This is a genomic window from Bacillus sp. FSL M7-1345, assembly GCF_038006985.1.
Taxonomy (GTDB): Bacteria; Bacillota; Bacilli; order Bacillales; family Bacillaceae_G; genus Bacillus_A; species Bacillus_A cereus_U.
In genome coordinates, this window is the sequence record NZ_JBBOWG010000001.1 from 4489098 (window position 1) to 4507375 (window position 18278).

Below are 18278 nucleotides of genomic sequence, written 5' to 3' on the forward strand. Positions count from 1 at the left end.
GCCCGATTGGTTCAACTAATAATCAGTGGGTGATGGACAAAACCCCCACTGATTAAATTTTCACTTTATTGGAGATGAAAATATGATTGTAATTAGCGCTTGTTTAGGTGGCATTGCTTGTCGTTATGACGGCAACGATAATCTCGTTTCAAAAATAGAAGAGTTATTACAAAGGGAAGACACCACCCTCGTTTGCCCCGAAGTATTGGGCGGTTTACCTACACCTCGTCCTTCGGCTGAAATTATTGGTGGTAATGGTGATGACGTTTTAGACGGGACAGCAAAAGTGATAACGAAAGAAGGCCAAGATGTCACGGAGGCTTTCGTGCTTGGTGCTTATAAAGCATTAGAACAAATAAAAGGTTTAAACCCAGAATATATTATTTTAAAAGAACGCAGTCCATCTTGTGGTAGTTCTACTATTTACACAGGAGAATTTAATGGCAATAAACAAATCGGTTACGGGGTCACAACGGCTTTATTTAAAAGACATGGATTTATAGTCATTTCAGAAGAGGATTTTGAGAACGAAAAAAGGAATTGACCCTGTTCGTCAATTCCTTTTCCATCTGTCTTATTTCACACCTAATTTTTCTTTCACTTTCGCAGGCAGCTCGTCCTTTTTCACTTCTTCCCAAGCAGTTACACCTTTTTCATCTGAGTGGAATACACGCAAGAATGCTTCTTTACGAAGATTTTTTACAGCTGTAAATTCTAACTCTTTTTCTTTACCTTCTTTATCAAATGCAGGTAACTTATACTCGAATGATTTGTGCGGCTGACCATTATCAGCTTTTTCATTCTTTTCGATTCCATCAGTAGTAATTTGAACGTAGTACTCATCTTTACCCATACGGTTTAAATCACAGCCAACTAACAAACTTGCGAATACAACTAAAATACTAAAAAGTGCAATATATCTTTTCATTTCCTTCACCTCATGTGTTTTTCTTATATTGTTATCTTAAAGCCTAAGCTTTAAAGAAGAAATTCAAAAACATGACATGAACATTACACTTTTGTAAGATAGTAAAAATCCGTATGTACAACCGTTCAAATATAATTATTTCTTCACTCTAGAAATTGGCCTTCCCCTTCATGTATCCTCTTTAGCCTTCTTCTTGCATATATTCACTATCTTTGTCCTGCTCTTTTTCTTTTTAAAGGCAAAAGAAAAGACCTTCTAACGATTTGATTTCATCGCTAAGAAGGTCTTTATATGCAACCTACCCATTCAATTTCCATTTAGCATAACGGAATGAAAAAACTTAGCACTCTTCCGGCTTACCAGCATTCGACGATGTACGGAAAGATGATCCGCATCCACATGATGCAATTGCGTTTGGATTGTCAATTGTGAATCCGCCGCCAAGCATAGATTGCTTATAGTCAACTTTCACTCCTTTAACAATCGGAGCACTTTCTTTATCGATAACAAATTCAACACCGAAAAACTCAAGAACTGTGTCGTCTTCCTTTGGTTCTACTTCAAATCCTAAGCCGTAAGAAAGACCACTACATCCGCCGCCATGTACAGCAAGGCGCACGTACTTCTCTCCATCTTCAGCATCTTTTAACATATCTTTAATTTGAAAAGCTGCTTGTTCTGTTACTTCAATCATGAAATACACCATCCTTTCTGTTCTCATTCTATTATACATCTTTACGCTTCTATCTTGTACTCATACACTCCGCGGCAAATTATTTCCGCAGGTCCTTTCATTAATACATTTCCTTCTTCTGTCCATGCGATCATTAAGTCGCCGCCTGCTAAGTGAACTGTAATTTCTTTATCGTGTTCCATTTTTCCATTTAGAATTGCCGCAACGACAGCTGCGCATGCTCCTGTCCCACAAGCTTGTGTTACACCAGATCCACGTTCCCAAACGCGGAAATTCATCTCTTCATCATTCAAAATCTCGATGAATTCAACATTCACTCGCTCTGGGAACATTTCATGCGTCTCAAGAACTGGTCCTAACGTTGTAAGGGGCGCTTTTTCTACATCATCAACAAAAATAACCGCGTGCGGATTCCCCATTGAAACAGCTGTAAATGCATAACGGTGATTATTGTATAAGAAGTTTTCACGAATAAATGGTGTTTCTCCTTCACCAAGCATCGGTATCTCTTCACGTGTTAAACGAGGTGCCCCCATGTCGATTTTCGCTAATGTAACTTTGTCATCTTCTACCGTTACTTCTGCCGTAACAATACCAGCTAACGTTTCAATTGTGAAAACTTTACCTTCTACTAGTTTATGCTCATACGCATATTTCGCTACGCAGCGTAAACCATTTCCACAGCTCTTTCCTTCTGAACCATCATTATTAAACATGCGCATTTTTACTGGTGCCACGTCAGAAGGACAAATTAAAATCATTCCATCTGCACCAATACCAGTATTAATATTTGAAACCTTTTCCGCTACAAGTGCTAAATCTTCTTCTCTAATTTGTTCCTCAAACATATTTACATATATATAACTATTTCCAAGACCATGCATTTTTGTAAAAGAAAATTGGCTCATTTTTATTCACTCCAAAAATAATTTATTATTTCAAGTATAAAATGCATGCTTTTAGAACACAATATGAATGTCCCCCCTTTCTCATATTTGACAGTATTTTGGCAATAAGCCGTTCTTACACAAATCGCGTAAGAAAAAAGCCCTTCTAAAAGGGCCTTTTTTTTCGAAATAAACACTCCTAATAAATGAAAAAAGAAAAACGTTGCCTGTTTGCAACGCTTTAAAACATTGGATTTTCATCCATATAATCATATACATTATTTACAAGTTCTTCTACTGTTGCACCTTGTACAACTTCACCATTTACAAGTGCAAATGGACCTTCAAAACAAATGCCACAATACCCTAAACACCCATATTCCATGACATCTAAATTAGGATCTTTTTCTAATTTTTCTAAAGCCGCTTGCGAACCGCTTGCAAGGTTACCTACACAAAATTCGATTAATGGTTTAATCAAAACTCTCCCCCCTGTATCTCTAAACAAATTACCATTTACTTTAGCAGGCATGAAATGCATACCTAATTTGCGAAACGGATAAGTAACCCTTTGTTACCATTCCACTTTATTTATAAGAAGAAAACTAAGCTGTTTCTTGTTGTTTTCGTTATATATTCTAAACTATTTAGTTACTTCACTATTTCACTTCACAATAGATAGTCTTCCTTATATAACATACTACTCATAATGAAATAGTAAATAGTAACTAGAAAATGAAAACAGTTTACTTTACTTTTCTTCTTATTGTACAACAGAGTATTCATTCATGCATTGTTATTTGTTCACAAATTCGATATAATTTGATTGTGTAAAGTCAAAATATTTTATTAATATAAAATTGTATGATTAGGGGATATTTCAACAGAAAAGGGGTAATCCATCATGAAACACCTCGTAATACTGGGTGGGGGCTACGGTGGAATGAGAATTCTGCAGCGGCTACTTCCAAGCAATCAACTTCCAAATGATGTACAAGTGACATTAATCGACAAAGTACCATATCATTGCTTCAAAACTGAATATTATGCATTAGTTGCGGGTACAATTTCAGAAACGCATATTCGTATACCGTTTCCTGAACACCCACGCCTCAATATTCAATACGGCACAATAACAAATATTGATCTCGAAGAAAAGGCTGTTCATCTCGATGGCGGCGAAGCAATCCCATATGATGATTTAATTATCGGACTTGGGTGCGAAGATAAATATCACAACGTTCCTGGGGCGCAGGAATATACACATAGCCTACAATCAATTGAACAAACACGTAAGACATATGAACAATTAAATAGCTTAGAACCAAATGCAACAGTAGCTGTCGTTGGGGCTGGTTTAAGCGGCGTTGAAGTGGCAAGTGAACTTCGTGAGAGCCGTTCAGATTTAAAAATCTATTTATTTGATCGAAAAGATAGAATTTTATTCCCGTATCCAGAGAAATTAAGTAGATACGTAGAAGAATGGTTTGTAAAACATAAAGTTACCATTATACGAAACTCTAACATTACAAAAGTGGAACCAAACATTGTATACAACCATGATGAACCACTTGAATGTGATGCAATCGTATGGACAGCTGGTATTCAAGCAAATGAAGTTGTTCGAAACCTTCCAGTTGAACAAGATGGTAGCGGACGGGTTGTTTTAACTAAATATCACAATATTCCGAATAACGAGCACGTTTATGTTGTAGGAGATTGTGCAGCACTTCCACACGCACCATCTGCTCAACTTGCTGAAGGTCAAGGAGAACAAATTGTCCAAATATTATTAAAACGTTGGAATAACGAACCACTTCCTGATGAACTTCCTGTTATTAAATTAAAAGGTGTCCTCGGTTCTCTCGGTAAAAAACACGGATTTGGTTTACTAGCAAACCAACCATTAATGGGGCGTGTACCGAGATTATTAAAATCCGGTCTTCTTTGGATGTACAAATATCATAAGGGTTAATACTTTAAGGGCTGTCTACTATGTAGTCAGCCTTTTCACGTCTATTTAGAAAGGAGCAATTTATGTTTATATTAAAAGACATCAAATATAAAGATATTCTACACATTCCTTACTTACAAATTCAACAAGAAAAAATAACTTGTATTATCGGTGAAAGTGGTAGCGGAAAAAGCACATTACTTCGTATGTTAAACGATTTACAATCGCCAACATCTGGCACAATTGAATATAACGGAAAATCTATTTTAGATTATCCTCCCATTCAATTACGCCGTGAAGTTGTCATGCTCGGACAAACTCCGCCTATTTTTGATGGAACAATTAAAGATAATTTATTAATGGGACTTCGATTTTCTGAAAAGCCATTTCCAAATGACGATGCCCTGCGGGACGCATTAACGACTGTTAGTCTAGATAAAAAATTAGAAGATAACGCCTCTTCTTTATCAGGTGGCGAAAAACAAAGACTTGCTTTCGCTCGCATTATACTAATGGATCCGCCCGTCTATTTATTAGATGAACCAACTTCGGCACTAGATGGTGATACAGAACGCCGCGTTATGAAACAATTCACTCTACTAGCAAGAGAAAAGAAAAAAACAGTTATCTTCATTACACACTCACAGCAACTTCCGGAAGAAATTGCAGACGATATTATTGAAATTAGTAAAACAAACGGTGCAACTAGAAAGGAAGTGCTATCAATTGAAGGGCGTTATTGAATTACAAATTTGGCAACTTGCAGCTGCATATATTTTCATCCTTATTTTAATCGGGCTTGTGAAATTAAAAGGAATACCACGTGAGAAACAAATTACAATTGCTACATTACGTATGACGATTCAACTTGTACTAGTCGCCTATGTTCTTACATACATATTTGAAAATAGTAATCCGTTTTATACAATAGCTCTCATTACTTCTATTACTACATTTGCAATTTTTAATATTTATAAACGAATTAATATTCCAATGTCAAAAGAATTAAAACGAGTAGCCGCCCTCTCCATGATTGCTGGATCAATCGGCCCTCTTCTACTATTTATCTTTGTCATTATCGGGCACGATCCTTGGTATGCTCCGCAATATATCGTTCCTATTGCCGGCATGCTAATCGGTAACGCTATGACAGGTATTTGCCTCGGGGCAAATACCTTTTTAAGCAGTATGAAATCACAAAGAGATCATATCGAAGGTGCACTTATGCTCGGCGCAACACCGAAAGAAGCAGCTGCTCCGCTCATTCGGGATGCTTTCGATTCTGCTATTTTACCAACAATTAATTCTATGGTCGGAATGGGAATTATAAGTCTTCCCGGCATGATGACAGGACAAATTTTATCCGGTGTATCACCATTTACAGCTATCCAATATCAAATTGCGATTATACTTGGCATTTCTGGAAGTACAGCTTTCTCTGTTATTATCTTCTTACAGCTTGGGTATAAAACGTTCTTTAATAAGCGGTGTCAGTTGAAAGAAGTTGAAGTACAATCATAAACTAAGTGTTGCGCGCCGAGGTAAATGAAATTATATCAACGATTCTATTAGAAATATCGATTTACCGACAAAAACTGACAATAAAAAAAGAGGAGGCTACTCGCCTCCTCTTTTTATTTACTTACGCCTTCTTAACGAACTGTGATTTTAACTTCATAGCTCCGAAACCGTCGATTTTGCAATCAATATCGTGATCTCCCTCAACTAGACGGATACTCTTTACTTTCGTACCAATCTTTACAACTGAAGAAGTTCCTTTTACTTTTAAATCTTTAATTACAGTAACAGCATCGCCATCTTGAAGAACGTTTCCGTTCGCATCTTTTACAACTTTGGCACCATCATTACTTTCAGCTTCTGCTTCTTTGCCCCACTCATGTGCACATTCTGGACATACGAAAAGAACGCCATCCTCATACGTATATTCTGAATTACATTTTGGACAATTTGGTAAAGTAGCCATAAATTCATTTCCTCCGTTCATTATTTATACGTAAAAATCACTTCTGATGTTTACATGTCGATAAATAAAATTTGTATAGCATTTCTTTATACTGCCATAGTCTCACGTTATTGACAAGCCTACCTCAAATTCTCATTTTTTATTGTATTTTACAAAATTTTAATTAGTATGGCGCTCCCAATAAACAAAAGAAGAACCTTTACAAGATTCTTCCTTTCCAAATAAACGAGTTTCTCTCTAGAAAAACCACATATTTTCTTCAACGTAAATTTGATACTCTTCTGCTTCTTCTTCACTTAACTTTTTATTATTTAAATAAATTTCTTGCCATTCAAAGTAATCATCATTTAAATATACAGCGAATTTAATTTTCACATTTTTCTTTTCTTCATAATCATAACCAGTAAATTCTACTACGTCATAATCTTTTTCTTTTTTAACGTACTTCCAATTTGGTTTGTCTGTGATAGACTCTAAAGCCTCTCCTTCAAGACTTAAGCGAACAACGTTTTTAATATTAGATTCAGTCGGTAAATGTGCTAAACCGAAACTTATCACGCCAAATACCGCAATTACTATTGCTTGTAAACCAATCATAAGCCCGATATGAGCGCCGCCTTTTGATTGTAAATAATACTCTTTCTTATAATCAGGCACATCTTCTGCCTTATGTAAAATACGGATAACATGCTTATAATACAATCGATTCCCTTGCCATCCAGTAAACAGCATCGTCCCCACATATATTATAAAATCTATCCACATTGGTATATCAATAAAAGTAGCTGTAATTAAAGTAGGTACCGCTAATAACGTAAGTATAATAAATAACTGATACATTTTACGATAAGCTAACCAAAAGTGCGGGAAGATAAATGCTACCCAATTCCACGTATTTTCTTTCTCGGGATTGTTCACTTGTCCCCACTTAAAATCGTAATATGCTGTATTCTTTCGAACACCTTTATGTAGTTCTTGCTGGGAGATGGTTTCTTGTAAAACAGTTTCCTTCACGTACATCATCCTTCTCTTATTTCGATATAATTTTATTGTATATGCACAAATCGAAGGAATCTAACAAAAAGTACATATATTTCACAAAAATGAACGGAAATCGAATATATTCCGACAATTATCGGTTTCATATTTCATTTTACTTTTAAATATATTAAAATACTTATGAATGATGCATTTAATACACTAAGTTAAACATTTTACATATTTTATAATAAAAAATGTTTCACATGAAACTTCCCATATTTCGTATTATTTTTCTATCATTTTCGATTAGGTTCAAATGTGGGCTTCATATGAAAAAACTAGTAGAAAACACAATTTGTTTTCTACTAGTTTTTTATCACAGTTCTACATATTTAGTCCCCTTTTATATCCTCCCTACAACTCCCAAGTAATATTCATTTCTTCAAACGACTCTTTACTCTCTTCCAACCCTTCGCTATCATTTGTTCCAATCATCGCTACCTCCTCTTTAGACAACGTAATTTCCTCGGTTGGATTTTGAATTTTTCTCTCATACACTAATTGTAAAAGATTGATTTGTTCCTCTGTCAGTTCATACTCTTCTTCCAACCTTTCAATTGCTGATTTCGTATCAAGCATTGGGATTTCTAATAAGAATCCACCGTTCTCTTCCATCTCTTCAAATGAATCGATTGAATATGCACCGTTATCATCAATCCAAAATGCTGTCGTAATGAAAAGCACTGTTTCCCCCTCTACCTCTTCTAGTAAGTATTGGAGTGCTTCCTCTTTAGCAATGTCTACTACTTCCGGAGGCGCCCCTTCAAAATAATTTGCCGCATCAATCCACTCGTCAATTCGCTCACTATTCACATCTTGAAGACATACGATTGTGTACTTCGGATGAAAGGTAATTGTACCTCTTCCGCCTTGACTATCTTGCACACTATAGTTAAAACCATCCCACGAACTTTCATGTGAGAAATCAGGAGCATGTGCTACAAAAATTGCATCTGCAATCGATCTTAAAATACATCCTTTCCATAGTTGTTCTTTACTTATATGAAAGTTATATTTACTCATTCTCTTCCCCCGTATATATATGTTTTTTAATATTGTCTTTCGACTTCTCATTTCTTGTAAAGTACTTTTTCATTATATAAAAATAGTAAAAGCACCCTTCATACAAAGGATGCTTTTACTATTCACCTACCACTTTCGCCTACACTCCTCAATCACACTAAGCAAATACCTCTTCGTCATATCAGCCCGTCTCCAACTAGAGAGCTTTCGCTTTTCCTTTGGATTATGCCGTATTCGCTCTACTTCTCTTAATAAAGGCTCCCACTTATGAGAGTAAAGTTCCAACATGTATTGCAATCCTCTATCTTTTGAAACGATTGTTTTATGATCTAACGTATATAAAATACGTCCCATCGTAACGACAGCTGATTCTACCCATTCTTCTATGAAAAATAAATAAGGACGCTTCGCTTTTTCAAGCCAGTAATGTTCTACGTTATATTTCATTGTATTTACTACATCGTCCCATTTTATTTGAAAGGGAAGGTCTTCTGCTTCTTTCCCGATAACTGTAATGCCTTGGTTTTTCAATGTCCACCATGTTACCGCGTTAATATCCCAATGACCAATATCAGCCTTACCATCTGCACAATACACGTACTCATTGATTTCATGATTGTATCTCCCTAAGTCATCAAGCGGAATATACATACCATCCATTCTTTTACCTAACGTACTTTTCCTAAGTTTTTTATGTAGCTCTATAATTTGCTGTTTTTCAGCTTTATTCACGGAATCACTTATTACCGTAACAAAATCCACATCGCTCGTTTCTATATGAAATGCTCCTAGCGCGATTGATCCGTAAATGTATACCCCGACTATTTTTTCATCCGAAAAAATTTCTTTTAATTCTACTATGTACTGCTCCATTAACTGTTTCACTTCTCCTGGTAAAGCATGTTTTATTCCATTCTCCACGTCGATCCCTCCAATAAAAAAAGCCTTCGCAGATTCGCAAAGGCTTCCTGATTTATAAATATTTCTCGATTTCTTCGTAAACATCCTTCAAACGAGGATTTCCTTCTCCAACAATTTCTCCATTTACAAGAACGACTGGATAAAATAAATCTTCCTCCACTACTCGCTCTGCGAATGTTTTTTTATCTTCATCTTCTTGTTCTTCTTGAAAATCAATATACTCAAACTTAAATTTATTTTCTTGTCCTTCATATTTACGACCAATCGCCGCTTGTAACCACTCAAACGTTTCTGTTGAAGATGGCATTCCAACGCAGCTCGCACAAATTACTTTCGTCCCATACACTTGAACATTAACCATTTCTTCTCCCCCACTTCTCGTTCTAACAGTATATTCAGATGTCTTATTGCATAAGCACATCATTTTACAAACTTATTCCATACCCCTATACTGAAAAAACACGTTGTACACATGATAAAATATTTCGACAATAAAACAAGAACAGAAAAAATAGATTTTCCCCTCTATCTTGATTATAATAAAACTGATGAAAGGAGTCGATAAAAATGGAAAACCCACATATGCAAGAACAAGTATTAGAAGTATTAGATAAATTACGTCCATTCTTACTTCGCGATGGCGGAGACGTTGAATTAGTAGACATTGAAGAAGGTATCGTAAAACTACGCCTTATGGGTGCATGCGGAAGCTGCCCAAGTTCTACAATCACACTAAAAGCTGGTATCGAACGCGCACTACTTGAAGAAGTACCAGGCGTTATTGAAGTAGAACAAGTATTTTAATTTAAAAGCGGAAGCGGCTCGTTCAAAATGTGAGGGGGATGGAGCTTCTGACATAGAGGCGCTTTTTGCCTCGGCGGAAGAAGCGAAGCCACCGAACATTTTAGCCGCTGGAGCTGGATAACATCTAAAAGCAGAAGTGGCTCGTTCAAAGCTACTTCTAAGAAAAGAGACCAAATTTGGTCTCTTTTTTTGTACGCAAACAAGACATACTCCCCTACACTATTAACATCATAAAACAAAATTGGAAATCCTTCTCAAAAAATGCGATAATTAATATATAGTGAATCGTTCACACATATAAAGCGAAAAACATAGGGGGACGACGTATGCCAAAAATAGGGAGTACTTTTGTAACAATTCAAGAATTAGAACAGAAAAAAGAATATTTATTAAGTCTTTCACCCGTTATACCGACATGGAATACGAGCTATCAATTTTTATTTAAAGAAATACAACAAGAATTATTAAAAAAGGTAAATGAAAAAATTGAAAGACACCACATTATTTTAACTATATGTACAGATCAAAAAGTAGGAGCATAGCTTCTTATTATATAAAGATAGACACGGGTATCTGTTGTGGTATAAAAAAGAGACCTCAATTGGCCTCTTTTTTATACTTTTAAGATAGCCAATCTAATTTCCTAATGCCTAACTTATCAACTGGTAAACGAAATGACTCGTAAAAATGATTCATAAATTGCTCAGTGCGCTTCACATCATGTAAAATGATTTCTAAACGAGCTCTATAGATGCCTTTTTGTTCTTCGTTTCCTGTTTGATAATATCGTTCAACCGTTTCAAAGTAGTGAAGCGGGAACAGAAGCCTTGCGAATAATAAGCGCCAACCAAATGAAGAGAGCGAATAATTACGTTCATAGTCTGTAATGAATTGAACTACCGTTTGCTCCCAATCTTTCTTTTTTTCTATCATCATATAGCGAATACATTCTGCTATATCCCTACTTGGGTGATCATATACCCAATCAAAAGGAAGTTTTAAGCGCTTCGTTTGATGCCATAATAGAGGTGTAAATCGTTCTTGGCAAATTGTTGCTGCGTCAGTTATTTGTGGTGTATCGTCCATTTCTGTATCGACAACATATTGGATTGCATTTTCTGCAACTCCTAAGTAATACGGGAAGGATTCAATAAACAATTGATCGAATACGTCTGAAGGATGGTTCATCACTTGCGATTGCCAAAATCTTTCTAATTGGTCGAGCCTTTTTTCCCATAATGCTTTCCATTCGCCAATGCGGCTTAATTGCTCAACTTCTTCTGGAAAGAATGCACCACGTTTATGGAATATAGAAAGCTCACTTCCTAATGATGTAGCATGTCGCTCTAACATACGCATACCTTTTAATAAGCAGTAATTTTTTTCTTCTATCTCACTTACATGGTAGCCGTGTATAGTCGGAACGAAAGTCGCAACAGTTATATCCCCTTGCTGGTTCATATAATCACTGAGCTTTTTCATCTCTACAAGTACTTCTTCCTCCATTTCTCCAATTGGAACAAGTACATAAATTTTGTTGCGAATCCAAAAGCTTTTATAGGGGCCAAGGGGGATTAATTCTTTAACATGCATGTGATAATGCTCATAAATATGCTGAATCATCGCAGTCGCCACCTATGGTTTTTCTTTATATATATGAGCTTGTGCTCGCCTTTCATTCCTATGCACATGATAAAGCAACGAAACGTATACAAATACTAAAAAGAAAAAAAGGTGATAAACATGAAAGACTCAAATCAACTACAAGAAAGAGCATTACAACTATTACAAGAACGCGGTGTAACAATTGACGATATTGCTGAACTTGTTCATTTTCTTCAAAAGAAATACCATGCAAATTTAGAGATGTCAGAATGTCGCTATAACGTTGAGCGTGTACTATCAAAACGAGAAGTACAAAACGCACTTATTACAGGCATTGAACTTGATGTCCTTGCTGAAAAGGGAATGTTAAGCGCGCCGTTACAAGATATCGTAAAACGCGATGAAGGACTATATGGCATTGATGAAGTCATCGCGCTTTCTATCGTTAACGTGTACGGTTCTATCGGTTTCACGAACTTTGGATATATCGATAAATTAAAACCAGGTATTTTAGAATACTTAAATGATAAATCAACTGGAAAGGTGCACACATTCCTTGATGATATCGTTGGCGGAATCGCTGCCGCTGCTTCAAGCCGTTTAGCGCACCGTGCTGAGCATTCAGAGTAACGTGTCTAGGCCGTCAGTTTCATACTGACGGCCTTTCATATTCCATAAGCATAAACTCTCTTCCACGGCTCCAAAAAAAAGGGCCTACTTGAAATCCAATATTTTTATATAGCCTAATCGCTCTCTCATTAAATGTCGCTACACTCAGTCGAAACATTTTCGAATTCAATTCCTCAGTAGCAAATGCTATTCCCGCTTGAAAAAATATTTCCCCCATCCCTTTCCCTGTTAAATCTGGCTTCATTCCAAGTCCGATATCTACAACATCTTCTCCCGCATATAAATTGGCATCTCTTCCGCCTGGAACTTGTGCATTTTCTCCAAAACAAAAATAGCCGATAAATTCTCCCTTCTCATCACAACAACCGTAATACGTCCCATCTAGCAACTCTTCTATTCCTTCAGCCTCTCCTGAAAAACTATATAAATTGTACGGTTCCTCATACGTCCACATATTTATCTCATTCGCTTCTTCCTCTGTTAATTTATGTATTTCCATTCCTCTCGCTCCTCATCAAATATTCTATATATATTTACTCATTCATTTTTCACATTCAATTTCCCTCTAATTACAATATGCATAATTGCATGCGCACACCCATTTAAAAAATGCTAAAATTTATTTGAATCGCTGTTGTTACACTTCTTGATTAAGAAAGACCGTTAACCGGAAAATTAACGTCTTATCAAATTCAAGCAATTGGCACATGTTGTCATCATGAAAGACACTCGAAAGAGTGTCTTTTTTTCTATACCTGAGAAGGACCTGCTCATTTACAAAATAAATGCATAAATTAATATAACTCTTTAAACGCATTATTCCCTTTCTATATGTTGCGGCGTTCGTTGCGACAGATTCGGATAATAAAAAGCACTCCAGCCAGAGTGCTTTTTACTTTCAAACAAGGAGGTTACATATATGGATAGTACTCTCGTATTTAACTTCGGTATCGGTATTGTTATCATTTTATTCGTCTTCTTTGTACTTTGTATGAGCGGGATATAGCAATCTTTTATGCCGATAATTCCTTTAAAGTATCACTTAATTTGAACTTTCTTAATTGTAATGAAGCAATCATTGCCGCTCCCGCTCCGAGCACTAGACTAGCTAGAGCTAACATGAAAACTTGATTATACGGAATGATAATAACCGTTAGATCTAAGCTTGATAACACAATATAACTAAACAAAATCCCACCAAAAATGCCAATACAACCAGCTATCGCTCCAAGTAAAGTTCCCTCTAATAAAACAATCCGTCTCATTTGCTTCGGAATAGCTCCTACCGCACGAATCATACTAATTTCAGCACGTCTTTCATGTAAACTTGAGACAATCGCATTCATTAACCCTATACCAGAAATAATGAAAACAATTACAACTAACAAGCGAATTAACATCATCATTTGCGATAATAACTGCTCCTGTTCTTTTAATAAATCATGGCTATTAATAACTTCTACGTTCTCTTTATTATTTGTAATTTGTTTTACTTGCTTCTTAATCTCTTCAAATGATTGATTAGAATTTGTCATAACTTGAATTGCTTCATATCCTTGCACGTGAAACTTATCACGAGCCCATTGTTCATTTACGAAAATGTCTAATCCTCTTCCCCTTAATCCTTGCTCAATAATCGAAACGACTTTAATCGTTTGTTTTTCTTTCCCTTTTCCTTGTACTTCAATCGTATCATGCAACTGAATCCCTAATGTTTTAGCAGTTCTCTTCGTAACGACTCCCTCACCATCTTGTAATGGCTTATTTAAATCTCGTCCTGTAATCACTTTCGCTTTTGTTACTTTTTGATAAGCAACAATATCATTCCCCACAACCTCTATCACATCATATTCAAAATCATCTTTCCTCACATTTTCATACCACTCTTGATCCGCTTTTTTAAAATCATAATTTATAAGCTTCGCTGTAAAGTCAGTAACATTTGCTACGCTCTCTTCTACACCATCAATTTTTTTAACCTTCTCCATCCAACTAAATGGTAATACTTCAGTACTTTGCGACTCTATTGGAATTCTTATTACTAAATCAGCTGGTAAATGTTTTTGTAACCCATCTTTCATGCCCTCGTAAATAGAGTTTATATACATTGTTCCAACAAGTGCTAACATAAAACCAAATGCTAGTATAGCAACAGACACAGCTGCCTTATTCCGATAACGAATTACATTTCGGCTACTAATCGTCGTTTCAATTCGTAATATCATTTGAAGTGGTTTTGCAATCACTGGTGCTATCATCCGAATAAATAACGGAATCGCAAATAACAAACCGACCGCAAATAACAGCGCACCTATCGCACTTGGATTAAAACCGATATACCGCTCTAATACGTTACCCGTTAGTCCAATAACAGTACCAATGATTAAAATGCTACAACTAAAAGCACTCCACCTTTTTTCTTTTTTCTCATTACTAGGAAGACCTGGCCTAAGCGCTTGAACTGGTGGAATCTTTCTAACCATGAAGGCTGGTATAATAGCCCCTATGATAGACATAACAATTCCTAGTAAAAACGTAATGAGTAAAATCTCGCCTGAAATCGAGAATGATTCTTTCCCTGCACCCTCAATATTCACCCATTTATTAATAAATGATGCGGCGATTTTTTGCGTACCTGCTCCAAGAATAACTCCTGCTAGTGATCCGATTGCCCCAATACATAAAGCCTCTAATAAAACGACTAATATAATTTGATTTGGATTACTACCAAGTGCACGTAATAATGCCCATTGCTTAAATCGACTTCTGACAGATAAGAAGAAACTTCCCATTATTAAAAGGGCTACAACAAATAAGGCAATACCACCTAAACTAAAAATTAATGGCTTCATTACATTTAGTCGTTCAAATGCCTTATCTACATAAGTACGTTGGTCCACCTTTATATTTTCAATCTTTTTATGTACATCAAAAGCAATTGCTTTTTTCATATTTACATCTTGTACTTTCACTTGAACGAGATTGAATTGATTTGGTAAATTTAATTCTTTTTGAAGCCAATGGATTGGAAAATAAGCACTATGCCCCATTGACGCCATTAACGGTGGATTTAAAATACCGACAACTTTCACAGCCTTTTCACCATGCTGCGGGAATGGCAGTTTAATCGTATCTCCTACCCGTATATTTTCACGATCTGTATACCCTTTTGTCAGTGCTACTTCAGCACCTTCTTTCGGATATCGTCCTTCTAATATTTTATAAGAATGCATTTCTGGAGAATCTTGCTCAACACCCCAATAAGATGGCTTTCCCGATAATTCTTTATAATGTGGAAAAGGATACGGTATAAGTGCTTTTGATATTTTTTCAGCATTTTCTAAGCCATCTATTCCTTTTAAACTTTCATTATTTAAATACATATCATTTTTTATATAGCCAAATTGTAAATTATAATCTCCATACCGACTTACTACTTGTTCCTTCACACTTTGCTCTACTGATTGATTACCTAGTAATAACATCGTCGCTAACATAACACCTAAAGCTGCACCGAGGGCAATCAACATATTTCGCAACCAATTTTGTTTCATCGATTTCACCGCATACTTAATTACCCAGCGCATCACCTTTACCTCCTACTTTAAAGTGATGATTCATAATTTCTTGAATGTGAGTAACTTGCTGCTGAATATTACGGAATTTCCATCCTTTACTCTCTGCATGTTCGTGAATCACTTCACCATCTAGTAAGAAAACAACTTTATCTGCATGGGCTGCTACGAATGGATCGTGCGTTACAATGACAGCCGTTTGTCCTAACTCATCGCATGCATTACGAAGGGCCGCGATTATATTTTTGCTATTTTCTGAATCTAATGCCCCTGTTGGTTCATCCGCTAATATAATGGCTGGCTCATTTGCAAAAGCTCTTGCTATCGCAACCCTTTGCTGTTGCCCACCTGATAACTGTGCTGGTAAATGCTTTTCTTTTCCTTTCAATCCAACGAGCTCTAATAAACGATTTGCTGTCACCGTTGCCTTCTTTTGCGAAACATTATCTAATAGTAAAGGCAGACCTACATTTTCCTCCGCATTAAACACTGGAATTAAATTAAACTGCTGAAAAATAAAACCGATTTTATGCCTTCTAAATAAAGCGAGCTCTTTTTCTTTTAATGTTGAAATCTCCGTACCATCAACTCGAATACTACCTACCGATGGAATATCTAATCCACCTAACAGCTGAAGTAAAGTCGTTTTACCCGATCCACTTGCCCCCATAATACAAACAAAGTCACCTTTTTGAATTTGAACATTAATATCTTTTAAGATCTTTACTTTACTATCCCCAATATCAAACGATTTTTCTAACCCTTCAATTTCAATAATATTCATCCCGATATCCCCTTTTCTCTCTATTTACCAATCTATATATTCTATTCGAAAATGCAAAATCCCTACTATTTTGTATTTTTTTGTCACATACTAACATTTATATTAACCGGCAGTAAGTGCCCGATTAGTGTGAGCAGATAATCAGTGCGGGATGGACACCCCCCACCGATTAAAATTTCACTTTATTTCTCACGTCAGAAAAGTTGACTCTCGCAACGGAAGTAACCATAATAGTTACACGGATATATAAAAACTATTCACATATCCACAATTAGGAGGACGAACAATGAAACATGTGATCGTTTATGCACACCCGAATACAGAAAGCTTCAACCATGCAATTTTAGAAACTGTAAAAAGTGAATTAGAAGGAAAAGGGCATGAAGTACGCGTTCGTGATCTATACGAATTAAATTTCAATCCAGTATTAGGTGCTTCCGATTTCATCTCATTTTCTCAAGGAAATACACCAGAAGATATCAAAGAAGAACAAGAGCATATCTCTTGGGCTGATAGCATTACATTCATTTACCCCGTTTGGTGGGCAGGACTTCCTGCTATTTTAAAAGGATACGTTGACCGTGTATTTAGCCACGGCTTCGCTTATGCTTACGGTGAAAGTGGCATTGAAAAGTTATTAAGCGGTAAAAAAGGATTGTTATTATCTACAATGGGTAATACGAAAGAAGCATACACAGCAGGCGGTATGTTTGACGCAATGAAGAAAACAGCGGATGTTGGTATTTTTGAATTTACAGGCATTGAAACACTTGAGCATACATTCTATACAAGTGTTCCTTCTGTGGATGACAGTGTGCGTAAACAATATCTTGAAGAAGTTAAAGACGTTGTGAATCGTGCATTTTAATAAAAAACTCCGGTTATAACAACCGGAGTTTTTTATTTCATCATCAATTTCGGAATATATCTTTGAAGTATACTTTCTAATTCATTCATATCTTCCTGTCTAATAAGTAAATTTACATTGTCATTCATTTTTTCTCGCCCGCGATATAAAAATATATTTTCTTTTGGATTTTCCCATGTTGATGTTTTATAGCCTTTTAATTCTTCGTATGAATAAAAGTTTAATCCGTCTATTACACCTTTGTCATATATTTGTACACTTTTAATAAGATGGATAGCTATTAAAGTCATAAAACAACTTGCTACAGCATGAATACCTAACTGAACGAGAAACTGTTCAACTGTACCAATATCACCACTTATGTACTGAGCATATATATACATACATTGCCCGATGAAGTACGCTGGTCCAAGTAATGCAATCCAACGTCGCTTCACCCGAGGATATGTTGCAATAAGTTTTCCCGCGCTTTTTTTCATTTCATTTATTTTATATATCTTCCATAGAACAAAGAACAAAACACATAATGTAAAAACAAACATAATGCATGACATCCAGTACACTCTTATTCCCTCCCTTT

The 18278-nt window shown here is 35.9% G+C and carries 22 protein-coding genes; 8 read left to right on the forward strand and 14 right to left on the reverse strand.

All coding sequences use genetic code 11. The features are described 5' to 3' along the window. Positions 1–82 precede the first annotated feature (82 nt). Entirely contained in the window at positions 83–544 is a 462-nt protein-coding gene (locus MHB76_RS23550) for a DUF523 domain-containing protein (RefSeq protein WP_016106513.1), read from the forward strand. Positions 545–574: 30 nt separating this feature from the next. On the opposite strand, the gene MHB76_RS23555 is transcribed toward MHB76_RS23550, so the two are convergent. The 4 genes from MHB76_RS23555 to MHB76_RS23570 all read right to left on the reverse strand — a co-directional run bounded on the left by MHB76_RS23555 (position 575) and on the right by MHB76_RS23570 (position 2990). Then, the gene (locus tag MHB76_RS23555; protein ID WP_002112615.1) at positions 575–928 is read right to left on the reverse strand and encodes a YxeA family protein; all 354 of its coding nucleotides are present in this window, start codon (positions 926–928) and stop codon (positions 575–577) included. Positions 929–1268: 340 nt separating this feature from the next. After that, positions 1269–1622, reverse strand: a complete 354-nt coding sequence (locus MHB76_RS23560; protein ID WP_016106515.1) for a HesB/IscA family protein — start codon at positions 1620–1622, stop codon at positions 1269–1271. Between the two features lie 41 nt (positions 1623–1663). Beyond that, entirely contained in the window at positions 1664–2530 is an 867-nt protein-coding gene (gene dapF, locus MHB76_RS23565) for a diaminopimelate epimerase (protein ID WP_002145090.1), read from the reverse strand. Positions 2531–2750: 220 nt separating this feature from the next. Continuing rightward, positions 2751–2990 carry a YuzB family protein gene (locus tag MHB76_RS23570; protein WP_002015892.1) on the reverse strand — a complete coding sequence of 80 codons (240 nt, stop codon included), beginning with the start codon at positions 2988–2990 and terminating at the stop codon, positions 2751–2753. Positions 2991–3413: 423 nt separating this feature from the next. On the opposite strand from MHB76_RS23570, the gene MHB76_RS23575 reads away from it, so the two are divergent. The 3 genes from MHB76_RS23575 (at position 3414) to MHB76_RS23585 (ending at position 5984) form a co-directional block, all read left to right on the forward strand. After that, complete coding sequence (locus tag MHB76_RS23575) at positions 3414–4484, forward strand: NAD(P)/FAD-dependent oxidoreductase (RefSeq protein ID WP_002112618.1); 1071 nt, start codon at positions 3414–3416, stop codon at positions 4482–4484. A gap of 62 nt (positions 4485–4546) precedes the next feature. Then, a complete protein-coding gene (locus tag MHB76_RS23580; protein ID WP_002112619.1) occupies positions 4547–5206 on the forward strand; it encodes an ABC transporter ATP-binding protein in 660 nt (219 codons plus the stop codon). Continuing rightward, positions 5190–5984: an ABC transporter permease gene (locus MHB76_RS23585; protein ID WP_078173462.1), complete on the forward strand. Its 795-nt coding sequence runs from the start codon at positions 5190–5192 to the stop codon at positions 5982–5984. The genes MHB76_RS23580 and MHB76_RS23585 overlap by 17 nt, the downstream gene beginning before the upstream one ends. Positions 5985–6105: 121 nt before the next feature. Here MHB76_RS23585 and phnA read toward each other — a convergent pair whose 3' ends face one another. The 5 genes from phnA to MHB76_RS23610 form a co-directional block, all read right to left on the reverse strand. After that, positions 6106–6447 carry an alkylphosphonate utilization operon protein PhnA gene (phnA, locus tag MHB76_RS23590; protein WP_002160019.1) on the reverse strand — a complete coding sequence of 114 codons (342 nt, stop codon included), beginning with the start codon at positions 6445–6447 and terminating at the stop codon, positions 6106–6108. A 237-nt stretch (positions 6448–6684) separates the two neighbouring features. Continuing rightward, a complete protein-coding gene (locus MHB76_RS23595; RefSeq protein ID WP_176107962.1) occupies positions 6685–7470 on the reverse strand; it encodes a DUF2628 domain-containing protein in 786 nt (261 codons plus the stop codon). Positions 7471–7842: 372 nt separating this feature from the next. Beyond that, on the reverse strand, positions 7843–8511 hold the full coding sequence (locus MHB76_RS23600; RefSeq protein WP_078173461.1) for a hypothetical protein: 669 nt from the start codon (positions 8509–8511) through the stop codon (positions 7843–7845). Between the two features lie 126 nt (positions 8512–8637). Then, positions 8638–9432 (reverse strand): nucleotidyltransferase domain-containing protein, encoded by a 795-nt coding sequence (locus MHB76_RS23605; protein WP_078173476.1) that lies wholly within the window; start codon positions 9430–9432, stop codon positions 8638–8640. Positions 9433–9484: 52 nt separating this feature from the next. Further along, on the reverse strand, positions 9485–9793 hold the full coding sequence (locus tag MHB76_RS23610) for a YuzD family protein (RefSeq protein WP_002198966.1): 309 nt from the start codon (positions 9791–9793) through the stop codon (positions 9485–9487). Between the two features lie 206 nt (positions 9794–9999). Between MHB76_RS23610 and MHB76_RS23615 the strand changes: the two genes are divergently transcribed. Both MHB76_RS23615 and MHB76_RS23620 read left to right on the forward strand, forming a co-directional pair. Further along, on the forward strand, positions 10000–10236 hold the full coding sequence (locus MHB76_RS23615) for a NifU family protein (protein WP_000431159.1): 237 nt from the start codon (positions 10000–10002) through the stop codon (positions 10234–10236). Between the two features lie 326 nt (positions 10237–10562). Continuing rightward, positions 10563–10778 carry a hypothetical protein gene (locus MHB76_RS23620; RefSeq protein WP_002068096.1) on the forward strand — a complete coding sequence of 72 codons (216 nt, stop codon included), beginning with the start codon at positions 10563–10565 and terminating at the stop codon, positions 10776–10778. Between the two features lie 79 nt (positions 10779–10857). On the opposite strand, the gene yutH is transcribed toward MHB76_RS23620, so the two are convergent. Next, a complete protein-coding gene (gene yutH, locus MHB76_RS23625; RefSeq protein WP_002198965.1) occupies positions 10858–11859 on the reverse strand; it encodes a spore coat putative kinase YutH in 1002 nt (333 codons plus the stop codon). 120 nt (positions 11860–11979) lie between these two features. Between yutH and MHB76_RS23630 the strand changes: the two genes are divergently transcribed. Continuing rightward, positions 11980–12471, forward strand: a complete 492-nt coding sequence (locus tag MHB76_RS23630; protein WP_002089340.1) for a phosphatidylglycerophosphatase A family protein — start codon at positions 11980–11982, stop codon at positions 12469–12471. A 19-nt stretch (positions 12472–12490) separates the two neighbouring features. Here MHB76_RS23630 and MHB76_RS23635 read toward each other — a convergent pair whose 3' ends face one another. The 3 genes from MHB76_RS23635 to MHB76_RS23645 all read right to left on the reverse strand — a co-directional run bounded on the left by MHB76_RS23635 (position 12491) and on the right by MHB76_RS23645 (position 16830). Next, the gene (locus tag MHB76_RS23635) at positions 12491–12970 is read right to left on the reverse strand and encodes a GNAT family N-acetyltransferase (protein ID WP_070140084.1); all 480 of its coding nucleotides are present in this window, start codon (positions 12968–12970) and stop codon (positions 12491–12493) included. A gap of 514 nt (positions 12971–13484) precedes the next feature. Next, positions 13485–16058: an FtsX-like permease family protein gene (locus tag MHB76_RS23640; protein WP_002112629.1), complete on the reverse strand. Its 2574-nt coding sequence runs from the start codon at positions 16056–16058 to the stop codon at positions 13485–13487. Next, on the reverse strand, positions 16042–16830 hold the full coding sequence (locus tag MHB76_RS23645; protein WP_002112630.1) for an ABC transporter ATP-binding protein: 789 nt from the start codon (positions 16828–16830) through the stop codon (positions 16042–16044). The genes MHB76_RS23640 and MHB76_RS23645 overlap by 17 nt, the downstream gene beginning before the upstream one ends. Before the next feature lie 286 nt (positions 16831–17116). Between MHB76_RS23645 and MHB76_RS23650 the strand changes: the two genes are divergently transcribed. After that, a complete protein-coding gene (locus MHB76_RS23650; RefSeq protein WP_016106522.1) occupies positions 17117–17698 on the forward strand; it encodes an NAD(P)H-dependent oxidoreductase in 582 nt (193 codons plus the stop codon). 32 nt (positions 17699–17730) lie between these two features. Here the strand turns inward: MHB76_RS23650 and MHB76_RS23655 are convergent, their stop codons facing one another. Next, positions 17731–18261 (reverse strand): hypothetical protein, encoded by a 531-nt coding sequence (locus tag MHB76_RS23655; protein WP_002112632.1) that lies wholly within the window; start codon positions 18259–18261, stop codon positions 17731–17733. Positions 18262–18278: the final 17 nt, after the last annotated feature.

Bases quoted from the DNA above. Each gene is read 5' to 3' on its own strand.
- MHB76_RS23550 (WP_016106513.1), top strand. From the start codon at position 83: ATGATTGTAATTAGCGCTTGTTTAGGTGGCATTGCTTGTCGTTATGAC.
- MHB76_RS23555 (WP_002112615.1), bottom strand. From the start codon at position 928: ATGAAAAGATATATTGCACTTTTTAGTATTTTAGTTGTATTCGCAAGT.
- MHB76_RS23560 (WP_016106515.1), bottom strand. From the start codon at position 1,622: ATGATTGAAGTAACAGAACAAGCAGCTTTTCAAATTAAAGATATGTTA.
- dapF (WP_002145090.1), bottom strand. From the start codon at position 2,530: ATGAGCCAATTTTCTTTTACAAAAATGCATGGTCTTGGAAATAGTTAT.
- MHB76_RS23575 (WP_002112618.1), top strand. From the start codon at position 3,414: ATGAAACACCTCGTAATACTGGGTGGGGGCTACGGTGGAATGAGAATT.
- MHB76_RS23580 (WP_002112619.1), top strand. From the start codon at position 4,547: ATGTTTATATTAAAAGACATCAAATATAAAGATATTCTACACATTCCT.
- phnA (WP_002160019.1), bottom strand. From the start codon at position 6,447: ATGGCTACTTTACCAAATTGTCCAAAATGTAATTCAGAATATACGTAT.
- MHB76_RS23595 (WP_176107962.1), bottom strand. From the start codon at position 7,470: ATGATGTACGTGAAGGAAACTGTTTTACAAGAAACCATCTCCCAGCAA.
- MHB76_RS23600 (WP_078173461.1), bottom strand. From the start codon at position 8,511: ATGAGTAAATATAACTTTCATATAAGTAAAGAACAACTATGGAAAGGA.
- MHB76_RS23610 (WP_002198966.1), bottom strand. From the start codon at position 9,793: ATGGTTAATGTTCAAGTGTATGGGACGAAAGTAATTTGTGCGAGCTGC.
- MHB76_RS23615 (WP_000431159.1), top strand. From the start codon at position 10,000: ATGGAAAACCCACATATGCAAGAACAAGTATTAGAAGTATTAGATAAA.
- MHB76_RS23620 (WP_002068096.1), top strand. From the start codon at position 10,563: ATGCCAAAAATAGGGAGTACTTTTGTAACAATTCAAGAATTAGAACAG.
- yutH (WP_002198965.1), bottom strand. From the start codon at position 11,859: ATGATTCAGCATATTTATGAGCATTATCACATGCATGTTAAAGAATTA.
- MHB76_RS23630 (WP_002089340.1), top strand. From the start codon at position 11,980: ATGAAAGACTCAAATCAACTACAAGAAAGAGCATTACAACTATTACAA.
- MHB76_RS23635 (WP_070140084.1), bottom strand. From the start codon at position 12,970: ATGGAAATACATAAATTAACAGAGGAAGAAGCGAATGAGATAAATATG.
- MHB76_RS23640 (WP_002112629.1), bottom strand. From the start codon at position 16,058: ATGCGCTGGGTAATTAAGTATGCGGTGAAATCGATGAAACAAAATTGG.
- MHB76_RS23645 (WP_002112630.1), bottom strand. From the start codon at position 16,830: ATGAATATTATTGAAATTGAAGGGTTAGAAAAATCGTTTGATATTGGG.
- MHB76_RS23650 (WP_016106522.1), top strand. From the start codon at position 17,117: ATGAAACATGTGATCGTTTATGCACACCCGAATACAGAAAGCTTCAAC.